Source organism: Thiohalophilus sp. (assembly GCF_046483665.1).
GTDB lineage: Bacteria > Pseudomonadota > Gammaproteobacteria > UBA6429 > Thiohalophilaceae > Thiohalophilus.
Genome location: NZ_JAWOCR010000065.1, coordinates 1 through 26,007 on the forward strand (window position 1 = coordinate 1; position 26,007 = coordinate 26,007).

The window sequence follows — 26,007 nt, forward strand, 5'->3', positions numbered from 1 at the left end:
GCGCTTTTGGGCAGATTGTTGAAATCCGCCAGAATGGCGCTGGCCGGGCGGGTGCTGTAAGCGGGACGTTTCAGCTCCTCGTTGCCGCTGTAGGCCAGCGAGGTGACTTTGCCGTTAGAATCCGGCGCGTAGAAGCAGGGCTCGCCACGAGTGCCCTTGAAACAGTAGCCCTGGCCACGGGGCTGCCCCTGATCAAACTGCCCGATAAAACCTCGTCCGCCGGCATGGACGATCTGACCATGCAGGTTCAGTTCCTTCAGGTTGTTACTGGCGGAGTTGCGTGGACGCGCCAGCGGCAATTGATTGCCTTTCGCGGAATCGAGCACCACCGGGCCGGTATAGCGACGCCCATCGGGATACCTGATCTGACTATCGATACCCGGCTGCATACTCAACCTCGAACCATACTCGGGTTTGGCCCGGGTCACGACCAGATCGGCCTTGCTGCCAAGCGCCCGGCTTTCAAACGTCAGGGTCACCTTGCTACCAGGCTTCCCGGTCAGCATGTCGATGAGCAGCGGCAAATCCGGCTTAACTTGCGCCAGCTTGGCTTTGTCGACGGCCACCAGATTGCCGCTATTAATTGCGCCCAGCTCCTGGTAACCGACCCGCGGGGAAGCTGCCTCCATCGCCTTATGCAGCGGCTGATGCGCGATTGGCCGAAGCCGGTAATGTTGTCCTTCCGTAATGGAAACCAGTGCGCCGATTTTGCCCCAGTCACCATCCGGGAAGCGGGTGCTAAACCGGTGTCCGTCGTCATAGGTGAACGTACCCTGCCTCAGCTCCCGGCAATCACGAACCTTGCCCTCAAAGCGCGCATTGGCCCAGCGCAGCTTCAATGAATCAGGCAGGCACTCACTGCCGGGCGGAATATTCGATTCGAGCGGTTTTAACAAGCGGGCATTAAGATTGTTCCATTGCTGTTCGTCCAGGCGAATCGTCTGTGCCTTCTGGGTGAACAACGCTTCATCGTTGCGGGCTGCGGCGACGGAGATGGGCTCAAGCAACGGTTCTTCATAATCGGTCCACTTGTACAGCCGCCGGTCGCCGGCCTTGACCTCGATTTCAACCGTTTGCCTGGTGGTGACTATCTCTGAGCTGCCTCTGAACTTGGGCTGATTCAGGGTTGCCGTCAGGCGATAGTTGCCGGGCAGCAGGGTATAAAAAAACGGTTGTTGTGATGAGTCAAGATAGGAATGGTAAAACTTTTCATTCACGATGGCGGCAAACAGACCGGGTGCGACCAGTTTAATGGAGCGTTCTTTTTGCGAATTTAAAAACTCTCCGCCACTACTCAGAGCCGGGGCATAAACCGCGATCAGCCCCCGATCCTGCGGCACATCCAGCGCCTGATCCAGCAGCTTTCTTCCCTGCGCAGGATCCAGCCTCTCGGTAGGGGCAGCACAGCCCCCGATAAAAACGACAGATACTATGGCCCAGACAGCCAGACTTCTCACTAACCGCATTACCCCTCCCGCCTCCGCAAATTGTTATCGTGATTTATCGGTCACCAGCTATATTGGCTTGAGAAAAAATACCATACCCGCCATCCGAGGCTTTTTCCCTGTGAACAATATATGTATGCTCGGTATCCATTAACGATTATGTCTGAACACGCCACCATACTGATTTCCCTCGGCGCGCTGTTGCTGCTGGGTATGGCAACCGACGCTGTCGGCAAGCTGACCCGTCTGCCGCGCGTGACGCTGCTGCTGGTATTCGGGTTTGCGGTCGGTCCCGGCGGGCTGGATCTGCTACCCGATCGCAGTGAAGCGTGGTTCGAGCTGATCACGACTATCGCCCTGACCATGATCGGTTTTTTGCTCGGCGGCAAACTCAGCCGCCAGGGCATCTTCCGACACGGTCGCGCGGTGATGGGCTATTCGGTGCTGATCGCCCTGCTCACCAGCGGCGGGGTAATCCTCGGCCTGCTGCTGTTGAATACGCCGCCCCCGCTGGCGGTGTTGCTGGGCGCCATCGCCGCCGCCACCGATCCGGCCACCACCATCGAGGTCATTCGCGAGAGCGGCAAGGAGAATCGCATCACTCGCACCCTGCTGGGGATCGTGGCGGTGGATGATGCCTGGGGACTGATCATCTTTTCCGTGGCACTGGCCGTGGTCGCGGTGTTGACTGGCAACGGCTCACTCTCGCAATCGATCCTGCACGGCGTCTGGGATATTGGCGGCGCGTTATTGCTCGGCCTGGCCATCGGTATGCCGGCGGCGTTGCTGACCGGCCGCCTGCGGCCGGGCGAGCCGACCATTCTCGAAGCGCTGGGTGTCGTGATCCTCTGCGCGGGGCTCACAGAGTGGCTGGAGGTCTCGCCGTTTCTGGCCGCCATGACCCTGGGCATGGTGATCGTCAATCTCGCCCGGCATCATACCCGCCCCTTTCACGTCATCGAAGATTTCGATCGCCCCTTCCTGGTCCTGTTCTTCGTCCTGGCCGGCGCCCAGCTGGAACTGTTCGGCTTGCTGGAAATCGGTCTGCTGGGAAGCGCCTACGTCTTGCTGCGGATTGTCTCCCGCTTTGCCGGCGCCTGGAGCGCCGGCGCCTGGCTGCATACCCCCGTCAGTGAGAGCAACCGGCTTGCCCTGTCACTGATGCCGCAGGCGGGTGTGGCCATGGGCATGGGACTGGTTGCGGCCGAACGCTATCCCGAATTTTCCGAAACCCTGATCAGCGTGGTCATTGGCAGCACCGTATTGTTTGAAATCCTCGGACCGATCCTGACCCGGCGGGCTTTGAAAACCCTTCCGGAAACTTCGCAAAAGAATAAATAACACAAATGGTTCTGGTGATTTGTATCAGTAAGTTCAGTCTAACCAGCCTTCGACCTTCTTGCGATCCGGCACGCCGCCGGCGTGTACAACCTGGCCATCGATAACTACCCCGGGGGTGGACATGACACCGTAGCCCATGATGGCGCCGATGTCCTCGACCTTTTCCAGTTCGACGTCCACTCCTTTCGATTTGGCAGTTTCCTCGATCAGGGCAAAGGTGCGCTTACAGTTGGCGCAACCGCTTCCCAGTACCTTGATGTTTTTCATAACAATCTCCTTGAATGATCGTGTATCAGCAACAGGACTGGCCGCTGGCGGTCGGCGTGCAACAGGCCGATTCGCCCACCGGTTTGCCTTTGTCTACTTTGGGCTTGCTGGCGGTTGCGATCCCGGCCGCCTCGTCGAAGGCGGCATCGAGTTTTTGTGCCGCCTCGTCACGGATATGACGGGCGATCTCGATTACTGCGTCAATCTGCTGTTGCGGCACACCGGCCTGGCGCAGACGGCCCAGCTGGCACTGGCCCATGTCCGGATGCCTGGCGGCGATGCCGGAGGCCAGTGAAACCATGGCGACGATGGATGAGTGCAGTTGCGGGGCATCTTGCATGAGTGTCTCCTTAAGTTTGAATTGATCAGGTTCGTATTCGTCGTGGCTTGCGCAGGCATCTGTTTTTGATGTGTTACAGGGCAAACAGATTAAAGCCCCACCCCACCAGCATGAAAGCAATCGCCAGCACGCCGGCATATAGCGCCAGCGCGGGCCATTTGATCACCTTGCGCAGGATGATCATCTCCGGCAACGACAACGCAGCGATGCTCATCATGAAAGCCAGGGTGGTGCCGACAGCCACGCCCTTTCCGAGCATGGCCTCGGCCACCGGGATCACACCGGTCGCATTGGAATAGAGCGGTATTCCCAGCAACACCGCACCGGGGACCGCCAGCCAGTTGTCCTTGCCGCCCAGGTGTTCGGTCACCCAGCCTTCAGGTACATAACCATGGAACAGCGCGCCCACGGCGATACCCGCCACTACCCACTTCCAGAGACGACCGACGATCTCGCGGACTTCATTCCAGGCATAACGATGACGCCCGGCCAGCGAGGTGTCGGGCTCTTCCTGCGCCATCTGGCCCATCTGGATCTGCCAGACGTAGGATTCCACCCAGCGCTCGGGTTTGAAACGCTCCATGATCATCCCACCCACGTAGGCCACGGTCAGTCCGGCGGCGACATACATCAACGTCAGCTCCCAGCCGAGGATACCGAGCAGGATCACCACCGCCACCTCGTTGATCATCGGGCTGGCGATCAAAAACGAGAAGGTCACGCCCAGCGGAATTCCCGCCTCGACGAAGCCGATGAACAGCGGCACCGAGGAACAGGAGCAGAACGGCGTCACCGCACCCAGTCCTACCGCCGAGGAGCGCGCCATCCATTTGGGTTTGCCGCGCACATAGTCGCGCACCTTTTCCGGGGACAACATCGCGCGCAGCAGGCCCATGATATAAATGACGATCACCAGCAGAGCAAAGATCTTCGCCGTATCCATGACAAAGAAGTGCAACGCCGCGCCGCCATGGGAGGCCGGATCCAGCCCGAACCACTGATAGACGACCAGATTGGCCAGGGCATCGAACATGTTTTATTGTCCTGCGTGCAAGTGAGCATCCGAGGGGCAACACTGTTCGTGCGGCACCACGCCCTCACGCGACTCGTACCAGCCCCGCGTGCGGTTGACCACGTTGACCACCAGCAACATCACCGGCACCTCGATCAACACACCGACTACAGTGGCCAGGGCCGCACCGGACTGGAAACCGAATAACGCAATCGCCGTCGCGACAGCCAGCTCGAAGAAATTACTCGCACCGATCAACGCCGAGGGCGCGGCCACGCAATGGGGTGATTTCACTGCGCGATTGAGCAGATAGGCCAGGCCGGAATTGAAAAACACCTGGATCAGGATCGGGACCGCCAGCAGCACAATAATCAATGGCTGCCCGATGATCTGCTCGCCCTGAAAACCGAACAGCAGCACCAGCGTCACCAGCAGCGCGATCAATGAAACCGGGTGCATAACATTGAGCACTCGTTGCAACCGCAGATAACCGTGCTCGTGATTCAGCAGCCAGCGGCGCCACAGATTAGCGATAATCAGCGGAATGACGATATAGACCAGCACCGACAGCAGCAACGTCTCCCACGGCACGGTGATCGCGGACAGGCCAAGCAACAGCGCGACAATCGGCGCAAAAGCGACGATCATGATCACATCATTCAGTGCCACCTGCGACAGGGTAAAGTGCGGCTCGCCGTCGGAGAGATGGCTCCAGACAAACACCATCGCGGTACAGGGCGCGGCGGCCAGGATGATCAGTCCGGCGATATAACTGTCAATCTGATCCGCCGGCAACCAGTCATAAAACAGCCAGCCGATGAACAGCCAGCCCAGCAACGCCATGGAAAAGGGCTTAACCGCCCAGTTGACGAACAACGTCACGCCCACGCCACGCCAGTGTTGCGTCACCCCCTTGAGGGCGCGCAGATCGACCTTGAGCAACATGGGAATGATCATCAGCCACACCAGCACCGCCACCGGCAGATTGACCCGGGCGATCTCCAGTGCACCGATAGCCTGAAACATATCGGTGAAAAAGTGGCCCAGGCCGATGCCGACGAGAATGCACAAAAACACCCAGGCGGTCAGATAGCGTTCGAAGAAGCCCATACCGGCGCCGGCGGACTTTTTCGCGGTGGTTTCGCACTGCGCGCTCATTGTTCCACCTGCAGACGCTGCACCAGTTCTTCCACCCGGCGGCGAATATCGTCGCGGGCCGCGTGAAACACCGGCATGATCGCCTCCTCGCTACCGGTGGCTTTGGCCGGATCTTCCAGCGGCCAGTGCTCCTTGCGCGTGCCGGCCGGCACTACCGGACAGTGTTCGTCGGCATGGCCGCAGACGGTCACCAGGTAATCGGCACGTTCGAGCATCTCGGACGTAAGTCTGGTCGATTCCTGTTGCGCGATATCCACGCCAGCCTCGGCCATTACCGCGATGGCGCGCGGGTTCTTGCCGTGCGCCTCGATACCGGCCGATTCAATGATCCAGTCCGAGGGAGCAAGTTGTTTCGCCCAGCCTTCAGCTATCTGCGAACGGCAGGAATTACCGGTGCAAAGAAACAGAATGTTCATCCGGGACTCCATAACATGTGGTTATTAGTCAGTGAGATATCAGGCGCAGCAGGCATTACCCGGACGATCCACCATGCCGGCCAGGGCCTGGCGGTCATCGTCATAGGGCGATTGATCGGCCACCCCGTCGGCGGTCGCGGCCAGCACCTGGCTGGCCCAGGCAGGCAACGCCTCATGCAGGCGGTAATAAACCCACAGCCCCTGGCGGCGGTCGCCGACCACACCGCTCTGGCGCAACTGCGCCAGGTGGCGGGAGATCATCGGCTGCGACACGCCCAGCGCATGGGTCAGCTCACAGACGCACAGTTCCCCTTCCTGTTGCAAAAGCAACAACGCGCGCAGGCGCAGCGGGTGGGCCAGGGCAGCATAGAAGGATTCGGCCTCGAGACTCATGCGTGTAACATACGGATTATCATATATACTGTCAACCATATATATTTGCAGCGATTCAGGTGGGGCTTCCTTCTCATCCCTGGACACGCTGACAGGTCCCGGCGAGCGGGACAGCATATGGCCCGCAACAATTCATGCAGAAACAGACAGGGCTCTGACGCGCAGTCAAGTCGATCACATACATTGCCGGACTGCTGAAATTCGTAATCGGGTTGTCTACCGCGTGTGCCAGAAAGGTCCCGCGATCCCCGGAATCATCCAGGACAGGAAACTTCTCAACTTTGCAGGACGTGGGTCGGGTATAGCGAGGAGAAGTCAGGACGACCGAAGTGTATTCAGGAGTCAAGCTCCATCCGGATATCAACTACCGGGTGAGAGCGTGCCCGCTGACGCCCTTTCCTGCGGCCTGGGGATAGGCCACAAGTTCGGGAATTTATATAAGCCCTGTCAATACGGCTTTTGAAGCTTACACCGTTTGACTCAGCATCTCCGGTCTCCCCGCAGAACCGGAAACTCAGCCCTCACAGCGATAACCATGCAGGCGCAATCCTTCTTCCAGATAGTCAGCGATATAGGGAATAGCAATGATTTGCCTGGCTGAACTGGAAACCAGATTCTCCACGGCCATACGCACCGCGGCGTCCCACTCATCCAGGGCGTAATCCTCACGGCCCAGCCAGGCCAGCGCCAGCAACTGGGCCTGCTGATCCGGTTCCATATCATCAATGGCATAGCTCAGTTCCTGATAAACAGGATCATCCCGGTGGTCTGCCAGTACCTGCAAGGCCCAGTCATCGCTGGAGTTATTTGGCCTCTCGGGGATCACCACCGCTTCCTTGGCATGAAACTCGCGAGCCAACTGAATAATGTTACAAATCCGTTCAGGATTGAGTTCGAGCATTGTTGTTCCTCCTCTTGTGCTGGGCCCGGACTGATACCAGGTTCATCCTTACCGTAACCTTATCAATGACGAACACCCGGGGTCTCAATCGGCAAACCATTGCCACGGGCACTCATATAAATCTCCAGATCGATATATTCCTGTGATCCCGGCTCGTAAGGCATAGCACGCAAAGTGCCATAGCAGCCGATAAATTTTTCATGCAGGCTCATGATCGTGCCATCGGTAACCCGGTAAATGGGAAAACCGTTGATCTGGGCCTGATTGAGTATCTGGCCGCGCAGGCGCTGGCCGACATAGGTCTCATGGCAATGCACGCAGGCCATGTCGCGTTGTCCGATGCGGGTATGGAAAATCTCTTTCCCCGCCTCGTAGTGTTTGCGTATCGGTCCACTGATATCCACATTGACCTTTTCTCCACGGGCACGATGGCGCACAAAGGTCTCCAGGGCAATCAGTTCGTCGGCATCATAAAGCAGAGGGAACTCTTCCTGTCGATCTGCGTAACACTGGTTGATCTGACTTTGTAACGTCACCGGACCCTGCTCGGCATCATATTTCGGATAGGCGGCGACCTGCTCCGGATCGAGCTTTTCCCCGTTATCGCCATGACAGGTTGCGCAGGATTTGCCATTAAACCCGGGTTTTTGAAACAGCTCATGTCCCCGATCCACTGCCATCATGCCGGGGTTGGCAAAATCATCGTCCTGCATTTGCCGGAGATCTTCACTCAACAGTTCATAACTGGACTGTGGTTCCAGAGCATTCGCAGAAGCGGAAACAATCAACAATACAAAAGGGCAGATATGTACTATCGATTTCAGCAATTCAGATTTCATTTCAACGTCTTCAGATAGGCCACCACATCCTCCACTTCCTGTGCAGTCAGCACCGGGCTTTTAAAAGCGGGATGGGGTCGATAATACTCATCGGGTTTTTTGTAGAAAGCTGGCATAATAGTATGGGGATTAATCAGTTGTTCATTAACCACACGCAAACGCAACTGGCTTTCGGTCAAACGGGAAGCGACACCATGAAGCGGTGGCGCGACAGTACCGTGCATGGGCTGCTCGGGAATGGGCATGAGATGACAGGCCAGACAATTACCGCTATCGCGATCAATGACCACGGCCTTGCCCCGCACCGGATCGCCCTGTAACCCGCCCAGCGGTTCCAGAATGGCATCGCCCTCGGCTTTCCACTCGACATACTCCTCACCGTGGATCGGCCCTGACAAGGAGAGACCGCCAATATACACAAGGGCTGTTAATAGCGACCTGCGATTTAAAAGTTTCACTATCACACTAACCATCATAGCAGTTTGAGATTTTAGTCGCGTAGCGATTCCAGGGAGTTGATCTGCGTCAACATTGGCATGCTGCTAATCCGGATTCATCATTGCGCCCTCGAACTCCCGAATTCGTTTGCCATGCTGAAAGACCGGTATGCCACCCAGAATAACTTATTCAACCATAATCTCAACAGTCCGACCTGTGAGGAGTTTGATCGAATTATGGCACCTTCGCCACTCACAACGTTTTGAGTTCTGCAGAATTCCGTAACCAGTCGTCGAGCCAGTTCACCAGCAGATGCGGGGCGATATCCGGGTCACGGATATTTCCGAGTACCGCGCCGGCCGGCGCATCTAGTAGCTGGCCCGCCTCATCGAGGAACAAGCGCCCCACGCGATGCGTCACCTCATCACACACATGATCCAGATATATCTCACCGAGCGGTGCGCCTTCAACGGTTACCAGACGCAAACCAATACGAAACAGTTCGCCGACATAGGTAAGCTCGGCCATAGCTTGCCGCTCATGGTCGGGCCCGGTGATCCCCAGATGTCGTCCCGCATGCTGTAGTTGCGATACAAGTGCCCAGTATTCATTATCAAACTGTCTATAGAGCCGCGCCACCCGATGAATACGCTCTGCTACTTTGTCGTGTTCCATCCTTTGCCTCCGCTTCGCTGTCTGTTCAGTTTCAGCATAGACCCGAAAAAAGTTTCTGTCCCGAAATCACTCCGCGCCAGTGGTAATCGGAAAAGAGAACAACGGATAAAAAAAAGTGGTCATTTTTTATATGGCGTGCTCGGAAAGATTAATGCAGGCAATCCCCGGCCTGCCCCCGGCGATCGTTGCTTTGCAACGTCCACAAAATTACCGGGAGTAATGGGGAACAACAGCGATGTTGCGCCATTGGCCCGAAGGGAGAGACCCGGGGGTCGCAGTGAGTCAATTCGCTGGCGAGTTTTTCGAACCAACCAATTTAAAATCGAAGGTTTAAATCCGGCTGTTACAGCATATAAAACAAAAAAAGGCCACCCAGAGAAAGGTGGCCCTTTTTTGTTTTATATGGCGCGCCCGGAAGGATTATTCGCGCTATCGCGCTCACCCCTGCGGGGCCGCCGTCGCTTACGCTCCGGCGTTCTGCGCGGGTTCCACCCGCTTGTCGAACCAGCCATTTGAAGTCGGAGGTTCGAATCCGGCTGGTATAACGGATAAAACAAAAAAGGGCCACCCCAGAGAAAGGTGGCCCTTTTTTGTTTTATATGGCGCGCCCGGAAGGATTCGAACCTCCGACCGCCTGGTTCGTAGCCAGGTACTCTATCCAGCTGAGCTACGGGCGCATTAGAACAGGGGCTGGGTGCTAGATACTGGTTGCCAGAAAAAATCACCCAAACCTTGGAGAAGGCGCAATATACTGATTATCCGGACCATTTTCAAGCCGGATAACTTCTGGCTCCTGGCGACTGGAATCTGGAAACTGAATAAAAATGCCGCCCACAGGGCGGCATTTTTATTCGATATGGCGGAGAGAGAGGGATTCGAACCCTCGATGGAGCTATTAACCCCATACTCCCTTAGCAGGGGAGCGCCTTCAGCCGCTCGGCCATCTCTCCAGTACCCTGATTGCGCAGGGGTGCAAAGGATACTAGGGCGGAGGGCCTAGGTAAAGTCTCAGCTGCCGGATTCCTGGGCGCTGCCGTCTTCTTCGCTCTTGATCCGTTCGTAAATCTCTTCACGATGAACGGAGACGTCCTTGGGTGCGTTGACACCGATGCGCACCTGGTTACCCTTGACGCCAAGGACTGTCACGGTGACTTCGTCGCCAATCATGAGTGTTTCACCCACCCGTCTGGTCAAAATCAGCATTTCAATCTAACTCCTTTTCGGATAATTCAGTAAATTCTGTCCTTCAGCAGGCCTGATAGCGGGCAGGCTCAAGCCTAAGGTATCGTCATTGCAACTCTAAACTTTAGTAAATAAACGATGCCAACAAAGTGGATTTACACCGCCGTTTCCTGCTCAAGCTGAAACGCGCCGTGCAGGGAGCGCACTCCCAGTTCCAGGTACTTTTCTGCGACAACTACGGAGATTTTGATTTCGGAGGTTGAGATCATCATGATGTTAATCCCCTCGTGCGCCAGGGCTTCGAACATCTGGCTGGCCACTCCGGCATGAGAACGCATGCCAACGCCAACCAGCGAGATTTTAACAATAGACTTGTCACCGGCAACCTCGCGCGCGCCCAGTTTTTGTGCAATCTGCTGCAGCAGTTTAAGGGCCTTGTCGTAATCATTGCGGTGGACAGTGAAAGTGAAATCGGTGGTCCCGTCCGCCCCCACGTTCTGGATAATCATATCCACTTCAATATTGGCATCGCCAATCGGTCCCAGGATGCTGAATGCCATGCCGGGCTGATCCGGAACGCCCAGAATCGTCAGCTTGGCTTCATCGCGATTGAAGGCGATACCGGAGATGACAGGTTGTTCCATATCCGCTGCTTCCTCATAGGTAATGAGTGTGCCGGGGCCTTCCTCAAACGAGGACAACACCCTTAAGTTGACATTATATTTGCCGGCAAATTCCACCGCCCGGATCTGCAGGACTTTCGACCCCAGACTGGCCATCTCCAGCATTTCCTCGAAGGTGATGCGCTGCAGGCGACGGGCTTCGGACACCACCCGGGGATCGGTGGTGTAGACCCCATCCACATCGGTATAAATCTGGCATTCGTCCGCCTTGAGGGCTGCCGCCAATGCCACGGCGGTGGTATCGGAGCCTCCCCGGCCCAGTGTGGTGATATTGCCGTCTTCATCGCATCCCTGGAAACCGGCCACCACCACGACCCGCCCCTGATCCAGGTCAGTGCGCATGCGGCTTTCGTCGATATCCAGGATCCGCGCCTTGGTGTGCGCGTTGTCGGTGAGGATATGCACCTGCGAACCGGTGTAGGAACGGGCCGGATAGCCCCGGGCATTGAGAGCCATGCTCAACAAGGCAATGGTCACTTGCTCGCCGGTGGAGACCAGGACATCGTATTCCCGGGGATCAGGCTGATCACTCACCTGGCTGGCCAGCTCGATCAGTCGGTTGGTCTCGCCGCTCATGGCGGAAACCACCACCACCACATCGTGACCGGCCTGGCGACTGGCGATCACTTTTTCGGCGACATGTTCGATTTTCTCGACCGTGCCGACCGACGTGCCGCCGTATTTTTGAACAATAAGAGCCATTAAAACCTTTACGCGCTGCCCAAAGGGCGCAAATTAAACACTAGTTGGCAAAAGATTGAAAGGCACGCCGCCGACAGAAAGCAGAAAAGACCTCGTTCAACCCGCTATCAGACAGAAGATAATAAAAACCCGGCCCCGATGCTCAGGCCTGCCAGCCCCGTCAGGCGCCGGACAGCTGAGTGCGAACCCAGTCGGAGACGCTGTCCAGAGCCGCATCCAGTCCTTCGGGCTGATTCCCGCCGGCCTGGGCCATATCCGGACGACCGCCCCCCTTTCCGCCGACCTGTTGCGCAACCATATTCACCAGATCGCCGGCTTTGAGTTTGTCGGTATTGTCCTGGCTGACGCCGGCGACCAGCGCAACCTTGTCGCCGCTGACGGTGGCCAGCACCACGACCGCAGAACCCAGTTTGTTCTTGAGCTGATCCACCGTGTCGCGCAGCGATTTGGGATCGGCGCCGTCCAGGCGGGCCGCCAGCACCTGGAGGCCGTCGATCTCCCGGGCCCGGGCGGCCAGATCGGAACCCTGGCTGCTGGCCAGTTTGGCCTTGAGCCGCTCCACCTCTTTTTCCAGCTTGCGATTCTGTTCCAGCGTCTGGTGCACCCGCTCGGCCAGTTGCTCGCGCGCGCCCTTGAACATCCCGGCAATTTCCTCCAGCTGCGCTTCGTTCTCTTCCACCCACTGCAGGGCCTGCTGACCGGTCATCGCCTCGATGCGCCGCACGCCGGCGGCCACGCCGCCCTCGCTGACGATCTTGAACAGGCCGATATCGCCGGTGCGCTCAACATGGGTACCGCCGCACAGCTCCATGGAAAACTCGCCCATGCGCAACACACGCACCGCTTCCCCGTACTTCTCGCCGAACAGGGCCATGGCGCCGGCGGCGACGGCGGCATCCGGGGCCATGACTTGCGTCTCGACCGGGTGGTTGCGACGAATATGCTCGTTGACCAGCGACTCGATCTGCAGTAACTGTTCGCGGCTGATGGGCTCGAAATGGGAGAAATCGAAGCGCAGGCGTTCTGCATCCACCAGCGAACCCTTCTGGGTGACATGCTCGCCCAGTAGCTGGCGCAATGCGGCATGCAACAGATGAGTCGCCGAATGGTTGTAGGCCGTGGCCTGCCGGCGCTCGGCATCCACGCTCGCCTCAACCTGTTCGCCGGTTTTGATCACCCCTTCGGTTACCTTGCCGAAATGCAAAAAGACCTTGCCGCCCTGCTTGCGGGTATCCTCGACCGTGAATTTCCCCCCGTCTGATTGCAGCCGACCACGATCGCCCACCTGGCCGCCGCCCTCGGCATAAAAGGGCGTGCGATCCAGCACCAGCATCCCGGCCTCACCCTGGTCCAGTTCCTCCACCGGCTGGCCGTTTTGATAGATCGCCTCGACCGTGGCCGGTCCGGCCAGCTGCTCGTAACCGGTGAACTCGGTCTCACCCGCGACCTGCACGGCTTCGCCATAATCGACGTCGAACTGGCTGGCGGAACGTGCCCGTTCACGCTGGGCAGCCATCGCCTTGTCGAAACCGGCCATATCCAGTTGCAGACCTCGCTCACGAGCAATGTCGTTGGTCAGGTCCACCGGGAAACCAAAGGTGTCATACAGCTTGAAAATGGTCTCACCGGGGATCGTCTTGTCGGGCAGATCGGCGATGACCTGATTCAGGATCTGCATCCCCTGGTCCAGGGTTTCGGCAAAGCGCTCTTCTTCCTGTTTGAGTACTTTCTCCACCATGGCCTGCTGTTTGGTCAGCTCGGGATAGGCCTCGCCCATCTCTTTGGCCAGCGGCGCGACCAGCTGATGGAAAAAGCCCTGCGACGCCGCCAGCTTGTGACCGTGTCGAATCGCCCGACGAATAATGCGACGCAACACATAACCGCGGCCTTCGTTAGAGGGCATCACGCCGTCGACGATCAAAAAACTGCATGAGCGGATATGATCGGCGATCACCTTGAGGGAGTTATCCTGCTTATCTTTACAGCCCGTCACTGTCGCCGCGGCGTCGATCAGATTCTGGAACAGGTCGATCTCGTAATTGCTGTGCACGCCCTGCATGACTGCGGCCAGGCGCTCCAGTCCCATACCGGTGTCCACCGAGGGCCTGGGCAGCGGATTGAGAGTACCGCTTTTATCCCGGTCATACTGCATGAAAACCAGATTCCAGATCTCGATATAGCGATCGCCGTCTTCATCAGGGCTGCCGGGCGGGCCGCCGGGGACTCCGGGGCCATGATCGTAGAAAATCTCGGTACAGGGGCCGCAGGGCCCGGTGTCGCCCATGGACCAGAAATTGTCGCTCTCGTAACGCTTGCCGCCCGGCTTGTCGCCGATTCGGGTAAAGCGCTGTTCGTCGACGCCGATCTCCTTGAGCCAGATGTTCGCGGCGTCCTCATCATCCTGATAGACAGTCACCCATAACTTGTCCGCCGGCAGTTTCAATACGTCGGTCAAAAACTCCCACGCATACCCGATCGCCTCGCGCTTGAAATAATCGCCGAAGCTGAAGTTACCCAGCATTTCGAAAAAGGTGTGATGGCGGGCGGTATAGCCGACGTTTTCCAGGTCGTTGTGCTTGCCGCCGGCGCGCACGCAGCGCTGGGAGCTAACCGCCCGCTGGTAGGGACGCGTCTCCTGACCGAGGAAAGTCTCCTTGAACTGCACCATGCCGGCATTGGTAAACAGCAGGGTCGGATCATTGGCCGGCACCAGCGGGCTGGAGGCGACGACTTCGTGGCCCCGCTCGCGAAAGTATTCCAGAAAGGCTGTACGTAATTCAGCACTGCTGTTCATCATGGGTATCCAATCTCACTGCATCAACGATAACGGTTCGATTATCGGCAAACTATAGACCTCATTACACTCGAGACCTCGTTACACTCGCAAAGACGCAGAGCCGCGAAGATAAAGTTAATCTCTGCAAACTCTGCGTCTCTACAAGAGATATGGGGCAACAGTGAACTGAAATCAATTCCTTTCATTCATTCAGTCATCATCCCGCACCACATTTTGTATCTGCTCGCTGGTAAAGCCGCGCTGCTGCAAAAAACGCATCTGCCGGGCTTTTTCCCTGTACTCCCCGGGTAACACCGGGCCGAATTTCCTGACGCGCACCTCCCTCGCCAGGTCGATCCATACCGGGCTGCGTTCATCCAGATATTGGGAGATCAGCGTCTCGCTGACACCTTTTTGCGACAGTTCGGCAATGATCTTGCGCGGCCCGGAGCCCCGGGTCTGCCGGGAATGGACGAAGGCTTCCACGAACCGTTCGTCACTCAACAGGTTTTCATCCGCAAGGCGCTGCAATGCCGAATCGACCTCCTCTTCGGCATACCCCTTGCGCACCAGCTTTTGCTGCAGCTCACAGGTGCTGTGTTCGCGGCGGGACAACATATCCATCGCCGCTTCACGGACGCTTTTAGCCATATTGAAACGGCGTCACCGGTTTCAGGCTTCGGCTTCTTCCAGCGCGCTGTCATCGGGCACGTCGGCCTGGGCTTGTGCCTCCGCCGGCTTGGGGAGCAGCTTATCGCGTATCTGGGCTTCAATCTCCTGCGCCATTTCCGGGTGCTCCCTGAGGAAGTTGCGCACGTTATCCTTGCCCTGACCGATGCGATCGCCATTATAGCTGTACCAGGCGCCCGATTTTTCCACCAGCCCTTCCTTGACACCGAGATCGATAATCTCGCCCTCGCGGGAAATGCCTTCGTTATACAGCAAATCGAATTCCACCTGCTTGAACGGCGGTGCTACCTTGTTCTTCAGCACCTTGACCCGGGTCTCGTTGCCAATGACTTCGTCACCCTTTTTGATCGAACCAATACGCCGGATATCCAGCCGCACGGACGCATAGAACTTGAGCGCGTTACCCCCGGTGGTGGTTTCGGGGCTGCCGAACATCACGCCGATCTTCATACGGATCTGGTTGATAAAAATCACCAGGGTATTGGAGCGCTTGATATTGCCACTCAGTTTGCGCAGCGCCTGGGACATCAGCCGCGCCTGCAGACCGACATGGGTATCGCCCATATCGCCCTCGATTTCCGCCTTGGGCGTCAGTGCCGCCACCGAGTCAACAACCACCACGTCCACCGCGCTGGAGCGCACCAGCATATCGGTGATTTCCAGGGCCTGCTCGCCGGTATCCGGCTGAGAGACCAGCAGATCATCTACATTAACGCCCAGACGACCCGCATACTGGGGATCCAGCGCATGCTCGGCGTCCACGAAGGCCGCCGTACCGCCATGTTTCTGGCATTCAGCAATCACTTGCAGGGTCAGAGTCGTCTTGCCCGAGGATTCCGGACCGTAGATCTCCACTACCCGGCCCTTGGGCAGGCCACCGACACCCAGGGCGATATCCAGTCCCAGCGAACCGGTGGAAATCGCCTCCACATTGCGTATCGCCGAGGTATCGCCCATGCGCATGACCGAACCCTTGCCAAACTGTTTTTCAATCTGGCCCAGTGCGGCACTGAGTGCTTTTTTCTTGTCTGCATCCATGATATTTCTCCCGTAACTTGTCAAATGAAACCGCTCCCTGGTCCCACGCCCATTCGTAACCCGCTGCCATTATTTCACACAATCCCGACCACGGCCTAGCCTCGATTTGCCCCGGCCCGTCATCGTCCAGAGACCTGACTGTCCGGCACCACAACGCCGCTGGCGAGAACCGCGAAGTCATTGCCTTAAAAGTACAGAATGCCGGGTTTATTCAGCAGGTTCAGTGGCTTCGACGACTTCGCTGATTGGGTGATGATGCTAACCGTTCAGTAACCAGCGTTGCAGGATGCGGTATTGAGCTCCGCTCGGCAGGGTTTGGGATTCAACGAGGACAAACTCATCAACCGGCCAAAGCAGTGGTTGTTCGAGGGTCTCGATCAGCGGCGGTTGGCGCAATTTGCGCGCCAGAGTCAGATGGGCCTGCCAGGGCCGGGCATCGACTTGAAAGCCGCACTCGCCCAGCCCCTGCTGCAACTGGCTCACCAGGGCCAGCAAGGTCGGCGGGCTGCTTTGCGGAGCGATCCAGCCGACCCGGGATCGGGACCAGAAGCCGAGCCGGGAGAGGGAGAGGATCAGGGCGTCGGACTGTATTCTGTTGGCAACCCGCTCGGCGCAGGCGCGCTGCCGGGCATCGGTGGGCCCGAGGTAGATCAGCGTCAGATGAAACTGATCGGCTTGCAGAAGGCGGGCCCCGGGATCCGGGAACTTCTCCCGGGCCAGCCGGGACAGCGATCGAGCCAGGGCCGGCGAGGGCCACAGAGCAAAAAAAAGTCGCTGGCGGGGCTCATTCACCGGTCAATTCGAGGACGCCTTCCAGGGCCCGGACTACCGCCTGTCGGCGCACGTCATCACGGTTGCCGTTAAATACGCGGTATTCGCTGGTGACTTGCAGCCTGTCACTGGCAACCTGTTGCGCCCAGCCGAACCAGACCAGCCCCAGTGGCTTGTCGGGTCGCCCGCCTCCAGGGCCGGCAATGCCGCTGACCGACAGGGCCAGCTTGGCCCGGCTGGAGCACAGGGCCCCTTCGGCCATGGCCCGCACCGTCGGCTCACTGACCGCGCCATATTCGTCCAGCACTGTGGCCGGCACAGCCAGCAGTTCCTGCTTGGCTGCGTTGGAATAGGTCACAAAGCCGCGCTCGAACCAGTCGGAACAGCCGGGGACATCGGTCAGCAACTTGGCAATCCAGCCGCCGGTGCAGGATTCGGCCGTCACCAGCGCCCGGCCGGAACCTTCGAAATGCTCGGCGATTCGATGGGCCAGGGCCAGCAAATTCTCGTCACTGGGAATCGAGTTCATAGGATTATGCCTGTGGACTTCCTGTTCTATACTTCGCTCTGTATGGATATTCAGAGCAGCTCTCTTCCCCATCCCACCATTCGTGGCAGCGCGCAGCGTTATAGCCGTAATCTGGTGGTGCACCAGACAATCCCCCGCGCGGTGGAGGTTGCTGCACCGGCTCCCCGTCCTGCGTCTTCGGCACTGACAGAAGCCAGTCTGATCGAGGGTCGTCCCGGTGGACTGTCACCGCAACAGGCCGTTGCTGTCTATCGTGCGGTGAACCGGATCAGCGACCAGAGCGGGGTTGAACTGCTGAACCGGATCGACGCCCACGCCTGAGATAAAGATTCATTCCTCATCGATCACCCCTGTAATGATGGCTCCGACTTCAAACCCGTCACCGCGGCGCTGTTTGGCCATCCGCATCACCCGTACCATGGCATGCAATGGCGCGGTGACCTGGTTCTCGGCCTGGATGCGCACCTCAAGGACACTGTCAATCGGGATCTCATGCCGGGTAATGAACATCATGCCGCGCCCACTCAGATTGGCCAGTCTTCCAACCTCTTCCTGCCCCCCTCCTTCCGGTTTGAAATGAATCTCGCAATCCACATCGACACGAATGAAATCGCGTTTCTCGTCATAGTCCCTCGGCATCCGGTCTCTCCCGTTTTTACGTCTTGCGCCGACATTCTTATTGTATATAAACGAACTGTATGGCAGCCATTGAATCGGTGCAAGCCGCAATCCAGTCGCTAGTTACCAAGGGTTAGTAACCAGTGAAATACTCATTACCAGAGTTCAATATAGTTATACTTGGCACACCAACAAAATGAAAATCATTCTCCACGTCTCTGTCACTGCGCCATCTCGCGTTGATTTCCAGTACATCGAAAACGGGGCAGTTCCCTGTGCGGGGCAAAGTCGATAAACTCTCCGTCCATGTCGAGCACCGCGCCCACCTCCCAGCACACACCGATGATGCAGCAGTTCCTTCGCATCAAGGCGGAGTATCCGGATATCCTGCTGTTCTATCGTATGGGCGATTTTTATGAGCTGTTTTACGACGATGCCAAACGCGCGGCTCAACTGCTGGATATTACCCTGACTCGACGCGGCCAGTCGGCGGGTGAGCCGATCCCGATGGCCGGAGTGCCTTATCACGCGATAGAAAGTTATCTCGCCCGCCTGGTACGCCAGGGGGAGTCCGTCGCCATCTGCGAGCAAATCGGCGATCCGGCCACCAGCAAGGGACCGGTCAAACGTGAAGTGGTGCGCATTGTCACCCCCGGCACTTTGACCGACGAAGCGCTGCTCGAGGAACGCCGCGATAACCTGATTGCCGCGCTGTATCGACACAAACAACAGTACGGGCTGGCCTGTCTCGATTTGAGCAGCGGCCGGTTCAGTGTCCAGCAGCTGGACACTGAAGAGGCCCTGCACTCGGAACTGGTCCGTCTGCAACCGGCCGAATTGCTGGTCGACGAACAACGGGAGAGTCCCTATCCGGGACTGCGCACTGCGGCGTTCAAAACCCGTGCGCCCTGGCATTTCGATCACGACAGCGCCTATCGTCTGCTGTGCGAACAGTTTCAGACTCAACACCTGGGGGGCTTCGGCTGTGACGACTGGCCGCTGGCCATTGCCGCCGCCGGTTGTCTGTTACGTTATGTGCAGGAAACCCAGCGCGGTCTGTTGCCACACCTGCACGGTCTGATTACCGAGCAACGGGAACAGAGCCTGTTACTCGATGCCGCTACCCGTCAGAACCTGGAACTGGAACAGAGCCTGTCCGGTCAGCACAACCATACTCTGGCCGGCATTTTCGACCGTTGCGTGACACCCATGGGCAGCCGGCTGCTGCGCCGCTGGATCAACCGGCCGTTGCGCGACCACGATCGGCTGCGTCAACGCCAGACGCTGATCGACCGGTGGCTGGAATCCGATCGCTATGTTCCGCTGCGGGAACTGCTCAAACAGATCGGTGATATCGAACGCATTCTGACCCGTGTTGCCCTCAAATCGGCCCGGCCCCGGGATCTGGTGCAACTGCGAGATGCCCTTGCGCTCCTGCCCGAGCTACGCGCACAACTGGCCGGGATCGAGACCGACATTCTGCTGTTGAATGAACTGTACGATCAGGCCCGACCGTTTCCGCAGTTGCATACATTGCTCAATAACGCACTGATCGAACAGCCCCCCCTGTTAATCCGCGACGGCGGGGTGATCGCCCACGGTTATGATCGCGAGCTGGATGAACTGCGCGATCTGCAACATAACGTCGGTGCCATTCTGGCCGAGCTGGAACAGCGTGAGCGCGAACAGTCCGGGATCGCCAATCTCAAGGTCGGTTACAACCGGGTGCACGGTTATTATCTTGAGATCAGCCGGGCGCGAACCGAATCGGTCCCCGATCATTATCAGCGGCGCCAGACCCTCAAGGCCGCCGAGCGCTATATCACTCCCGAGCTCAAACAGATCGAGGACCGGGTGCTGAGCGCTAACGAACGGGCCCTGGCCCGGGAAAAGCAGCTGTATGATGAATTGCTGGACAAACTCAACCTGGAACACGCCTCGCTGCAGAACTGCGCGGTGGCCCTGGCGCAACTGGATACCCTGAGTAACCTCGCCGAACGGGCCGCTACGCTCGATCTGCGCTGTCCGCAACTGGTTACTGAAGCGGGATTACAAATCCGCGGCGGTCGTCATCCGGTAATCGAACAGGTCCAGGCGACCCGGTTCACGCCCAACGATCTCGATCTGGACGAGGCGACCCGCATGCTGATCATCACCGGCCCCAATATGGGGGGCAAATCGACCTACATGCGTCAAATCGCGTTGATCACCCTGCTCGCCCATATCGGCAGTTATGTCCCGGCCGAGTCGGCCCGGATCGGGCCGATAGATCGGATCTTCACCCGCATCGGCGCCGCCGACGATCTGGCCGGCGGGCGCTCCACCTTTATGGTGGAGATGACCGAGACTGCCAATATTCTGCACCACGCCACGGCCAACAGCCTGGTCCTGATGGACGAGGTCGGTCGCGGCACCAGCACCTTCGACGGCCTGTCGCTGGCCTGGGCCAGCGCCTGGGAACTGGCTACCCGGATCCAGGCCTATACTCTGTTCGCCACCCACTATTTCGAAATGACCCGGCTGCCGGAGCAGCTGCCCCATTGCCGCAATGTGCATCTGGACGCCCGGGAACACGGCGATCAGATTATCTTTTTACACCAGGTCCAGCCCGGCCCGGCCAGTCGCAGCTACGGCCTGCATGTCGCCTCGCTGGCCGGCGTGCCGCGCGCCGTCATCGACCGGGCCCGGGAAAAGTTGCAGCAACTGGAACAGGGCGAGTCGCCGGCGCCCGCGGCAGACAGCGAGACCGCAACGGCCCCGCTCCCATCGGCGGCCCTGCAGGCACTGGCGGATCTGCAACCGGACGAACTTTCCCCGCGCCGGGCCCTGGATGAACTCTATCGGCTGAAAAAATTGCTGAATATATAAGCGGGCTCGCACGCCGCCCGGCTTTCACGCTAACATAGGCTATTGAATTGCCCGCCGGACACGCCGTGTTCGGTATTCGTTGACTGATTAAGGAGCCTGCGCATGACTTACGTAGTCACCGACAACTGTATCAAATGCAAGTACACCGACTGCGTTGAGGTGTGTCCTGTCGACTGCTTTCACGAAGGTCCCAACTTTCTGGCGATCGATCCCGAAGAGTGTATCGACTGCACCCTGTGCGAACCGGAATGCCCGGCCGAAGCCATTTTCGCCGAGGACGATGTGCCCGCCGGAATGGAAAACTTCATTGAGCTCAATGCCGATCTGTCCAGGGAGTGGCCGGTGATCATGGAAATGAAAGATCCCCCGGCCGACGCCAAGGAGTGGGACGGCGTCCCGGACAAGCTCCAGTATCTGGAACGCTGAATCATTTCCGCGTCCGGGTCCGTTCCCATGGCGCCAGACAACTTACGTCACGGCGTGGTGGTCCTGCCCTACCACGCCGATCCCCTGCACCAGCTCGCCCGGGATCTGATCCGCCACCACCGTGAGCAACTGCCGGATCTCACCGGGGTCACGCTGCTGGTCGACGATCCCCAGATCAGCGGTCCGCTGCGCCGACAGTTACTGGCGGCGTCGGCCGAACAGGGGTTCGGTGGACTGGTAGGGCTGGAGATTCGCCCCCTGCGCGACTGGGTGCGATCGTTTCTGCCCGATAACATCCGGGTCTGTTCCACGGTCAGCGCCGAGCTGTTGCTGGTCGACGCGCTGCGGCCCTATCAACACCTGTTCAATCAGGCCAATCCCTGGCTACTGGCCAACGAATTGCTGGAACTGTTCCAGGCCCTGACGCTGGGCGAGATCGGTCTGCCGGCCGATTGCGACAGTTTCATCGACCGACTGCAAAATGCTTACGGGGTGCGCGACAGCCTGCGCCAGACTCTCGGCCGCGAGGCCACCATCGTTCATACACTGTGGCACGCCTGGCACGAACAATTACGGGCCCAGGGCCTGACCGACGCCGACTCCGCCCATCTGCTGTCCCTGCGCGAGAGTCTGGACTCAATCGATAGTCAACAGCCATTATGGCTTGCCCTTGCCGACCCGTTAACCGGGGCGGAACAACAATGGCTGCAGACGCTGCTACAGCGCGATCAACTGCATCTTTATATACACGGAGAGATTGCCGCGACACCTGCCGGTTATCCCGATCAGCATCTGGCGCCGCTGGTCCGGGTGCTCGAACTGCCCGCCACCGAAACGTCCGCCACCCCGTATACCCGGCTACTGGCAACAATCTTCAAGCAGGATGAACAGCCTCTGCAGGAGAGCGCCCGGCAACTGGCGCAGGCCGCCTCCAACAGTCCGGCACAGGCCCGGCTGTCTGTGCTGCTGGCCGACAACGCGGAACACGAGGCGCGCGCCATCGATCTTCAGGTGCGTCAGTGGCTGCTGGGGGGCAAGACCCGGATCGCCATTGTCACCGAGAACCGGCGCCTGGCCCGGCGGGTGCGCGCCCTGCTTGAGCGTGCCGACATCCAGCTGGCCGACGCCGCCGGCTGGGCGTTGTCGACCACCAGCGCTGCGGCGGCGCTGGAGCGCTGGCTGGAATGCCTGGAAGAGGACTTTGCCCACCTGCCGCTACTGGATCTGCTCAAATCACCGTTTGTTTTCGCCGATGCTGACGCCGAGCAACACCGGCTGGCTACCTGGCGGCTTGAACAGGACCTCATTCGCCATGAGAACATCGCCCGCAATCTCAACCGCTATCGCGCCCACGCTCACGACCGGCGCAAACGGCTGGCCAACCAGGCGGACATCACGCCATTACTGGATCTGTTCGATCGGCTGGAGAACGCCGCCACACCTCTGCTGACCCTGCGCCGGGGTCACCACCCGGCGGCCCGCTGGCTTGGCGCGTTGCAACAGAGCCTGCAGCGGCTGGCGATGGATCGCGCGCTGGAGCAGGACGCCGCCGGCAGCCGCCTGATGCAACTGCTGGAGAAACTCAGCGGCGGGGTCGACGCGGATGCCTTCGAACTGGGCTGGAGCGAGTTTCGCACCTGGCTGGGACGGCATCTGGAACGCACCCATTTTCGGCCCCGCCCCACCCAGCAGCGCGTGCGCCTGCTGGGGCTGGCCCAGAGCCAGCTGCAACAGTTCGATGCCCTGATCCTGGCCGGCGCCGAGCAGGAGTCGCTGCCCGGCCATCCGGCCATCAGTCCGTTTTTCAACCAGCAGGTACGCCTCGAACTGGGACTGCCGCAGCGCGAGGCCCATTACGCCGAGCGCTTCTATCACATCCGCCGCCTGCTGGAGGCCGCGCCGGCAATGCTGGTCACCGCCCGCGCCGAACAGGATGGCGAACCGGTGGTCATCAGCCACTGGCTGGAATACCTGCTGACCCTGCATCACCAGGCCTGGCCCGACCAGTCGCTGCTGGCCGCCACCCTGGCTGACCAGGCCAACGCCGCCGAAACCTTTATGGTGGAGCGCGAACCGGACGTGCCCCTGCCGCTCCCGGGCGCCCGGCCGGTACCGGCACTGGAGGCCGACCAGCTGCCAGCGGGGTTTTCGCCCAGCGATTATCAGCAGTTGCTGGACTGTCCCTATCAGTACTACGCCGCGCGCGCTCTGCAGCTCAAACCGCCGGAGGAGATTCGCGAGGCGCTGTCCAAGGCCGATTACGGCGAGCGGGTGCATCGCTGTCTGCAGGCCCTGCATACCCCGGTCGCCGGCCTGCCCGAACCGTTCAATGCGCCATTCGAGCTGGCCAACCGCGCCGCGGCGATCGCCCGGCTGGAGGCAATTTCCCGGGCGGTGTTTGCCGATGTGCTGGCCGACAACTTCGAGCATCAGGCCTGGCTCGGCCAGTGGCGGGCGTTTATTCCCGGCTATATTGACTGGCAGATCGCCCGCCGCCAGAGCGGCTGGCAGGTGCGCGAGACCGAACAACGCAGCGAGGGCCAGCTGGGGGCGGTGGCGATCCGGGGGCGGCTGGATCGGATCGATCGCAGCGACGCCGGCGTGGCGATTCTCGATTACAAGACGGGCAATACCATTCCCAAACCGACAGAGGTCAGCCGTGGCGAAGCGATCCAGCTGCCCTTCTATGCCCTGTTGCAACAGCAACAGGATCCGGACCAGCCGGTCGCCGAGGTGGCCTATCTGCATTTCGAAAAACCGGAAAAGCCGCTTAAACTGAACTGTTCGCTGGAGGCGACGGAACTGCAACAACTTGGCGAGGCGGTCGGCGAACGCCTGCAAACTCTCGTGAACCAGATAGAAGCGGGGCAGGGACTGCCGGCCTGGGGCGACACAAATACCTGCAAATATTGTGATATGGCACTGTTATGTCGAAAACCCGTCTGGCAGACATAAAAAAACCCGGACGACCCACCGGTTCGGAGGTTAATCCGATCCGGCGGCCGCCCCGGCTCAGTTCCCTGCGGGCACTCCGGCCCGTCGCTTGTCCGGGCAGTTGCGGTCTACGCACCGGCCTGCGCCGGCGCGCTCGACAATTCCGTATCACTGCCACAGTCATCCCTGCGGTTCATCCTGAGTGGGCACTCCTGCCCCCGACACGTCTCCCTGTGCGACTTCCACCTGGCGGCGGACATGCAGGTCGCACATCGCCGAAAGGTATTTCAAGCCTAGCGATCCACCGCGTGAGCGCAAGGTCGTTCGGACCGGGCTGTGCGCCCCATCACAGAGGCCGACTATGAGTGGCGCCGCGACCCCCGCCCTGGTGGGCAACATCACCGTGCAGGCATCGGCCGGCAGCGGCAAAACCTATCTGCTGGTCAGCCGCCTGCTGCACCTGTTACTCGAGGGCGCCGAGCCGGGCACGATCCTGGCCATCACTTTCACCCGCAAGGCGGCGGCCGAAATGCAGCAACGGCTGTTGCAGCGCCTGCAACAACTGGCGCTGTGCGACGACGCCACGCTGGATCAACAGTTACAGGCCCTGCAGCTGGAGCCGACCCCGACCCTGCGCCAGCAGGCCCGGCAACTCTATCAGCGGCTGCTGCAAATGCCCTGCAGTGTGCGCACCACCACCTTCCACGCCTTTTGCCAGGAACTGCTGCGCCGCTTCCCGCTGGAGGCGGATGTCCCGCCCGGTTTCGAACTGCTGGAGCGCACCGCCGCACTGCTCGACGAGGCCCGCGAGGCGCTGATGGTCACCGCCGCCCGCCAACCGCAGAGTGAAGAGGCCGTCGCTCTGCGCCAGTTGTTCGACGAACTGGGCCTGTCCAACACCCTCGGCGCCCTGCGCCAGTTCGTCGGGCATCGCAGCGACTGGTGGGTCTATACCGCCGGCCAGGATGATCCGATCGCGTGGGCCTGCCACCAGTTGCGCGACCAGCTGGGCATCGATCCCGATACGGATCCGGTCGTCGACTTTTTTGCCAACGCCGGGCGTTGCCAGCGACTGGCGCGCATGGCCGAACTGCTCGCCGGACATCCCAATAAAGGCAATAACGAGGCTGTGGCCCGGTTGCAGACCGCGCTGGATCCACAACAGGACGCAGCTATCCGCTACAACGCGGTTTACCAGGCGTTTTTAACCCAGGCCGGTACGCCGCGCAGTAATCGCGAAGCGAGCAACAAAGCCTTGCAAAAAAGCCTGGGGGCGGCCGGTGCCGAAGAGCTGGCCGAACTGCACAGTGACTTTTGCGAACAACTGGAAACTCTGCAACAGCAGCTGGCGGCACAACGTAATTATCGGGTCAACAGCGCCTGGTATCGGGCCGGCGTCGCCCTGCTGGATCATTACCAGCGCATCAAGCGCGAACAGCGGCTGCTCGATTTCACTGATCTGGAATGGAAGGCGTATCAGCTGCTCAACGACGGCGACAACGCCCTGTGGGTGCAGTACAAACTCGATCAGCGCATCGCCCATCTGCTGGTGGACGAGTTCCAGG

At 59.3% G+C, this 26,007-nt stretch carries 25 protein-coding genes and 2 tRNA genes; 6 read left to right on the forward strand and 21 right to left on the reverse strand.

All coding sequences use genetic code 11. The annotated features are described in order from the left end of the window. Window positions 1-1,466 (reverse strand): hypothetical protein (locus R6U90_RS12730; RefSeq protein ID WP_410353063.1); only part of this gene is annotated, 1,466 nt, incomplete at its 3' end. 138 nt (window positions 1,467-1,604) lie between these two features. Between R6U90_RS12730 and R6U90_RS12735 the strand changes: the two genes are divergently transcribed. After that, entirely contained in the window at window positions 1,605-2,786 is a 1,182-nt protein-coding gene (locus R6U90_RS12735; RefSeq protein WP_410353064.1) for a cation:proton antiporter, read from the forward strand. Between the two features lie 33 nt (window positions 2,787-2,819). On the opposite strand, the gene R6U90_RS12740 is transcribed toward R6U90_RS12735, so the two are convergent. From R6U90_RS12740 to R6U90_RS12830, 19 genes are all read right to left on the reverse strand, one after another. Then, window positions 2,820-3,053 (reverse strand): thioredoxin family protein, encoded by a 234-nt coding sequence (locus R6U90_RS12740; protein ID WP_410353065.1) that lies wholly within the window; start codon window positions 3,051-3,053, stop codon window positions 2,820-2,822. Between the two features lie 25 nt (window positions 3,054-3,078). Continuing rightward, window positions 3,079-3,393, reverse strand: coding sequence for a hypothetical protein (locus tag R6U90_RS12745; RefSeq protein ID WP_410353066.1), 315 nt, complete (start codon window positions 3,391-3,393; stop codon window positions 3,079-3,081). 73 nt (window positions 3,394-3,466) lie between these two features. Next, the gene (locus R6U90_RS12750) at window positions 3,467-4,426 is read right to left on the reverse strand and encodes a permease (protein ID WP_410353067.1); all 960 of its coding nucleotides are present in this window, start codon (window positions 4,424-4,426) and stop codon (window positions 3,467-3,469) included. 3 nt (window positions 4,427-4,429) lie between these two features. Then, on the reverse strand, window positions 4,430-5,515 hold the full coding sequence (arsB, locus tag R6U90_RS12755) for an ACR3 family arsenite efflux transporter (RefSeq protein WP_410353084.1): 1,086 nt from the start codon (window positions 5,513-5,515) through the stop codon (window positions 4,430-4,432). Window positions 5,516-5,559: 44 nt separating this feature from the next. After that, entirely contained in the window at window positions 5,560-5,979 is a 420-nt protein-coding gene (arsC, locus tag R6U90_RS12760; protein ID WP_410353068.1) for an arsenate reductase (thioredoxin), read from the reverse strand. Window positions 5,980-6,018: 39 nt separating this feature from the next. After that, window positions 6,019-6,411 (reverse strand): metalloregulator ArsR/SmtB family transcription factor, encoded by a 393-nt coding sequence (locus R6U90_RS12765; protein WP_410353069.1) that lies wholly within the window; start codon window positions 6,409-6,411, stop codon window positions 6,019-6,021. Window positions 6,412-6,886: 475 nt separating this feature from the next. Continuing rightward, a complete protein-coding gene (locus R6U90_RS12770; protein WP_410353070.1) occupies window positions 6,887-7,273 on the reverse strand; it encodes a DUF3775 domain-containing protein in 387 nt (128 codons plus the stop codon). 62 nt (window positions 7,274-7,335) lie between these two features. Next, window positions 7,336-8,007: a sulfur oxidation c-type cytochrome SoxA gene (gene soxA / locus R6U90_RS12775; protein ID WP_410353071.1), complete on the reverse strand. Its 672-nt coding sequence runs from the start codon at window positions 8,005-8,007 to the stop codon at window positions 7,336-7,338. 101 nt (window positions 8,008-8,108) lie between these two features. Beyond that, window positions 8,109-8,510 (reverse strand): sulfur oxidation c-type cytochrome SoxX, encoded by a 402-nt coding sequence (gene soxX, locus R6U90_RS12780; protein ID WP_410353072.1) that lies wholly within the window; start codon window positions 8,508-8,510, stop codon window positions 8,109-8,111. Window positions 8,511-8,802: 292 nt separating this feature from the next. Then, the gene (locus tag R6U90_RS12785) at window positions 8,803-9,225 is read right to left on the reverse strand and encodes a hypothetical protein (protein WP_410353073.1); all 423 of its coding nucleotides are present in this window, start codon (window positions 9,223-9,225) and stop codon (window positions 8,803-8,805) included. A 600-nt stretch (window positions 9,226-9,825) separates the two neighbouring features. Further along, a tRNA-Arg gene (locus R6U90_RS12790) sits at window positions 9,826-9,902 on the reverse strand. 180 nt (window positions 9,903-10,082) lie between these two features. Then, window positions 10,083-10,175: transfer RNA gene (locus R6U90_RS12795), tRNA-Ser, on the reverse strand. A gap of 58 nt (window positions 10,176-10,233) precedes the next feature. Continuing rightward, a complete protein-coding gene (csrA, locus tag R6U90_RS12800; RefSeq protein WP_310692909.1) occupies window positions 10,234-10,428 on the reverse strand; it encodes a carbon storage regulator CsrA in 195 nt (64 codons plus the stop codon). A 134-nt stretch (window positions 10,429-10,562) separates the two neighbouring features. Continuing rightward, the gene (locus R6U90_RS12805; RefSeq protein WP_410353074.1) at window positions 10,563-11,792 is read right to left on the reverse strand and encodes an aspartate kinase; all 1,230 of its coding nucleotides are present in this window, start codon (window positions 11,790-11,792) and stop codon (window positions 10,563-10,565) included. A gap of 160 nt (window positions 11,793-11,952) precedes the next feature. Then, window positions 11,953-14,586: an alanine--tRNA ligase gene (alaS, locus tag R6U90_RS12810; RefSeq protein ID WP_410353085.1), complete on the reverse strand. Its 2,634-nt coding sequence runs from the start codon at window positions 14,584-14,586 to the stop codon at window positions 11,953-11,955. 192 nt (window positions 14,587-14,778) lie between these two features. Further along, window positions 14,779-15,219, reverse strand: coding sequence for a regulatory protein RecX (locus tag R6U90_RS12815; RefSeq protein WP_410353075.1), 441 nt, complete (start codon window positions 15,217-15,219; stop codon window positions 14,779-14,781). A 21-nt stretch (window positions 15,220-15,240) separates the two neighbouring features. Beyond that, window positions 15,241-16,296: a recombinase RecA gene (gene recA, locus R6U90_RS12820; RefSeq protein WP_410353076.1), complete on the reverse strand. Its 1,056-nt coding sequence runs from the start codon at window positions 16,294-16,296 to the stop codon at window positions 15,241-15,243. Between the two features lie 258 nt (window positions 16,297-16,554). Continuing rightward, window positions 16,555-17,088 (reverse strand): RNA 2',3'-cyclic phosphodiesterase, encoded by a 534-nt coding sequence (gene thpR / locus R6U90_RS12825; protein ID WP_410353077.1) that lies wholly within the window; start codon window positions 17,086-17,088, stop codon window positions 16,555-16,557. After that, window positions 17,081-17,587, reverse strand: coding sequence for a CinA family protein (locus R6U90_RS12830; RefSeq protein WP_410353086.1), 507 nt, complete (start codon window positions 17,585-17,587; stop codon window positions 17,081-17,083). The genes thpR and R6U90_RS12830 overlap by 8 nt, the downstream gene beginning before the upstream one ends. A 21-nt stretch (window positions 17,588-17,608) precedes the next feature. Here R6U90_RS12830 and R6U90_RS12835 point away from each other — a divergent pair, with 21 nt between their 5' ends. Beyond that, window positions 17,609-17,917 (forward strand): hypothetical protein, encoded by a 309-nt coding sequence (locus R6U90_RS12835; protein WP_410353078.1) that lies wholly within the window; start codon window positions 17,609-17,611, stop codon window positions 17,915-17,917. A gap of 9 nt (window positions 17,918-17,926) precedes the next feature. Here R6U90_RS12835 and R6U90_RS12840 read toward each other — a convergent pair whose 3' ends face one another. After that, on the reverse strand, window positions 17,927-18,235 hold the full coding sequence (locus tag R6U90_RS12840) for a PilZ domain-containing protein (RefSeq protein ID WP_410353079.1): 309 nt from the start codon (window positions 18,233-18,235) through the stop codon (window positions 17,927-17,929). Between the two features lie 285 nt (window positions 18,236-18,520). On the opposite strand from R6U90_RS12840, the gene mutS reads away from it, so the two are divergent. From mutS to R6U90_RS12860, 4 genes are all read left to right on the forward strand, one after another. Continuing rightward, window positions 18,521-21,082 carry a DNA mismatch repair protein MutS gene (gene mutS, locus R6U90_RS12845; RefSeq protein ID WP_410353080.1) on the forward strand — a complete coding sequence of 854 codons (2,562 nt, stop codon included), beginning with the start codon at window positions 18,521-18,523 and terminating at the stop codon, window positions 21,080-21,082. A gap of 102 nt (window positions 21,083-21,184) precedes the next feature. Continuing rightward, window positions 21,185-21,508: a ferredoxin FdxA gene (fdxA, locus tag R6U90_RS12850; RefSeq protein WP_410353081.1), complete on the forward strand. Its 324-nt coding sequence runs from the start codon at window positions 21,185-21,187 to the stop codon at window positions 21,506-21,508. A 27-nt stretch (window positions 21,509-21,535) separates the two neighbouring features. Beyond that, window positions 21,536-24,463, forward strand: a complete 2,928-nt coding sequence (locus tag R6U90_RS12855; protein ID WP_410353082.1) for a PD-(D/E)XK nuclease family protein — start codon at window positions 21,536-21,538, stop codon at window positions 24,461-24,463. Window positions 24,464-24,803: 340 nt separating this feature from the next. Beyond that, the coding region (locus R6U90_RS12860; RefSeq protein WP_410353083.1) for a UvrD-helicase domain-containing protein at window positions 24,804-26,007 on the forward strand (1,204 nt) is incomplete at its 3' end.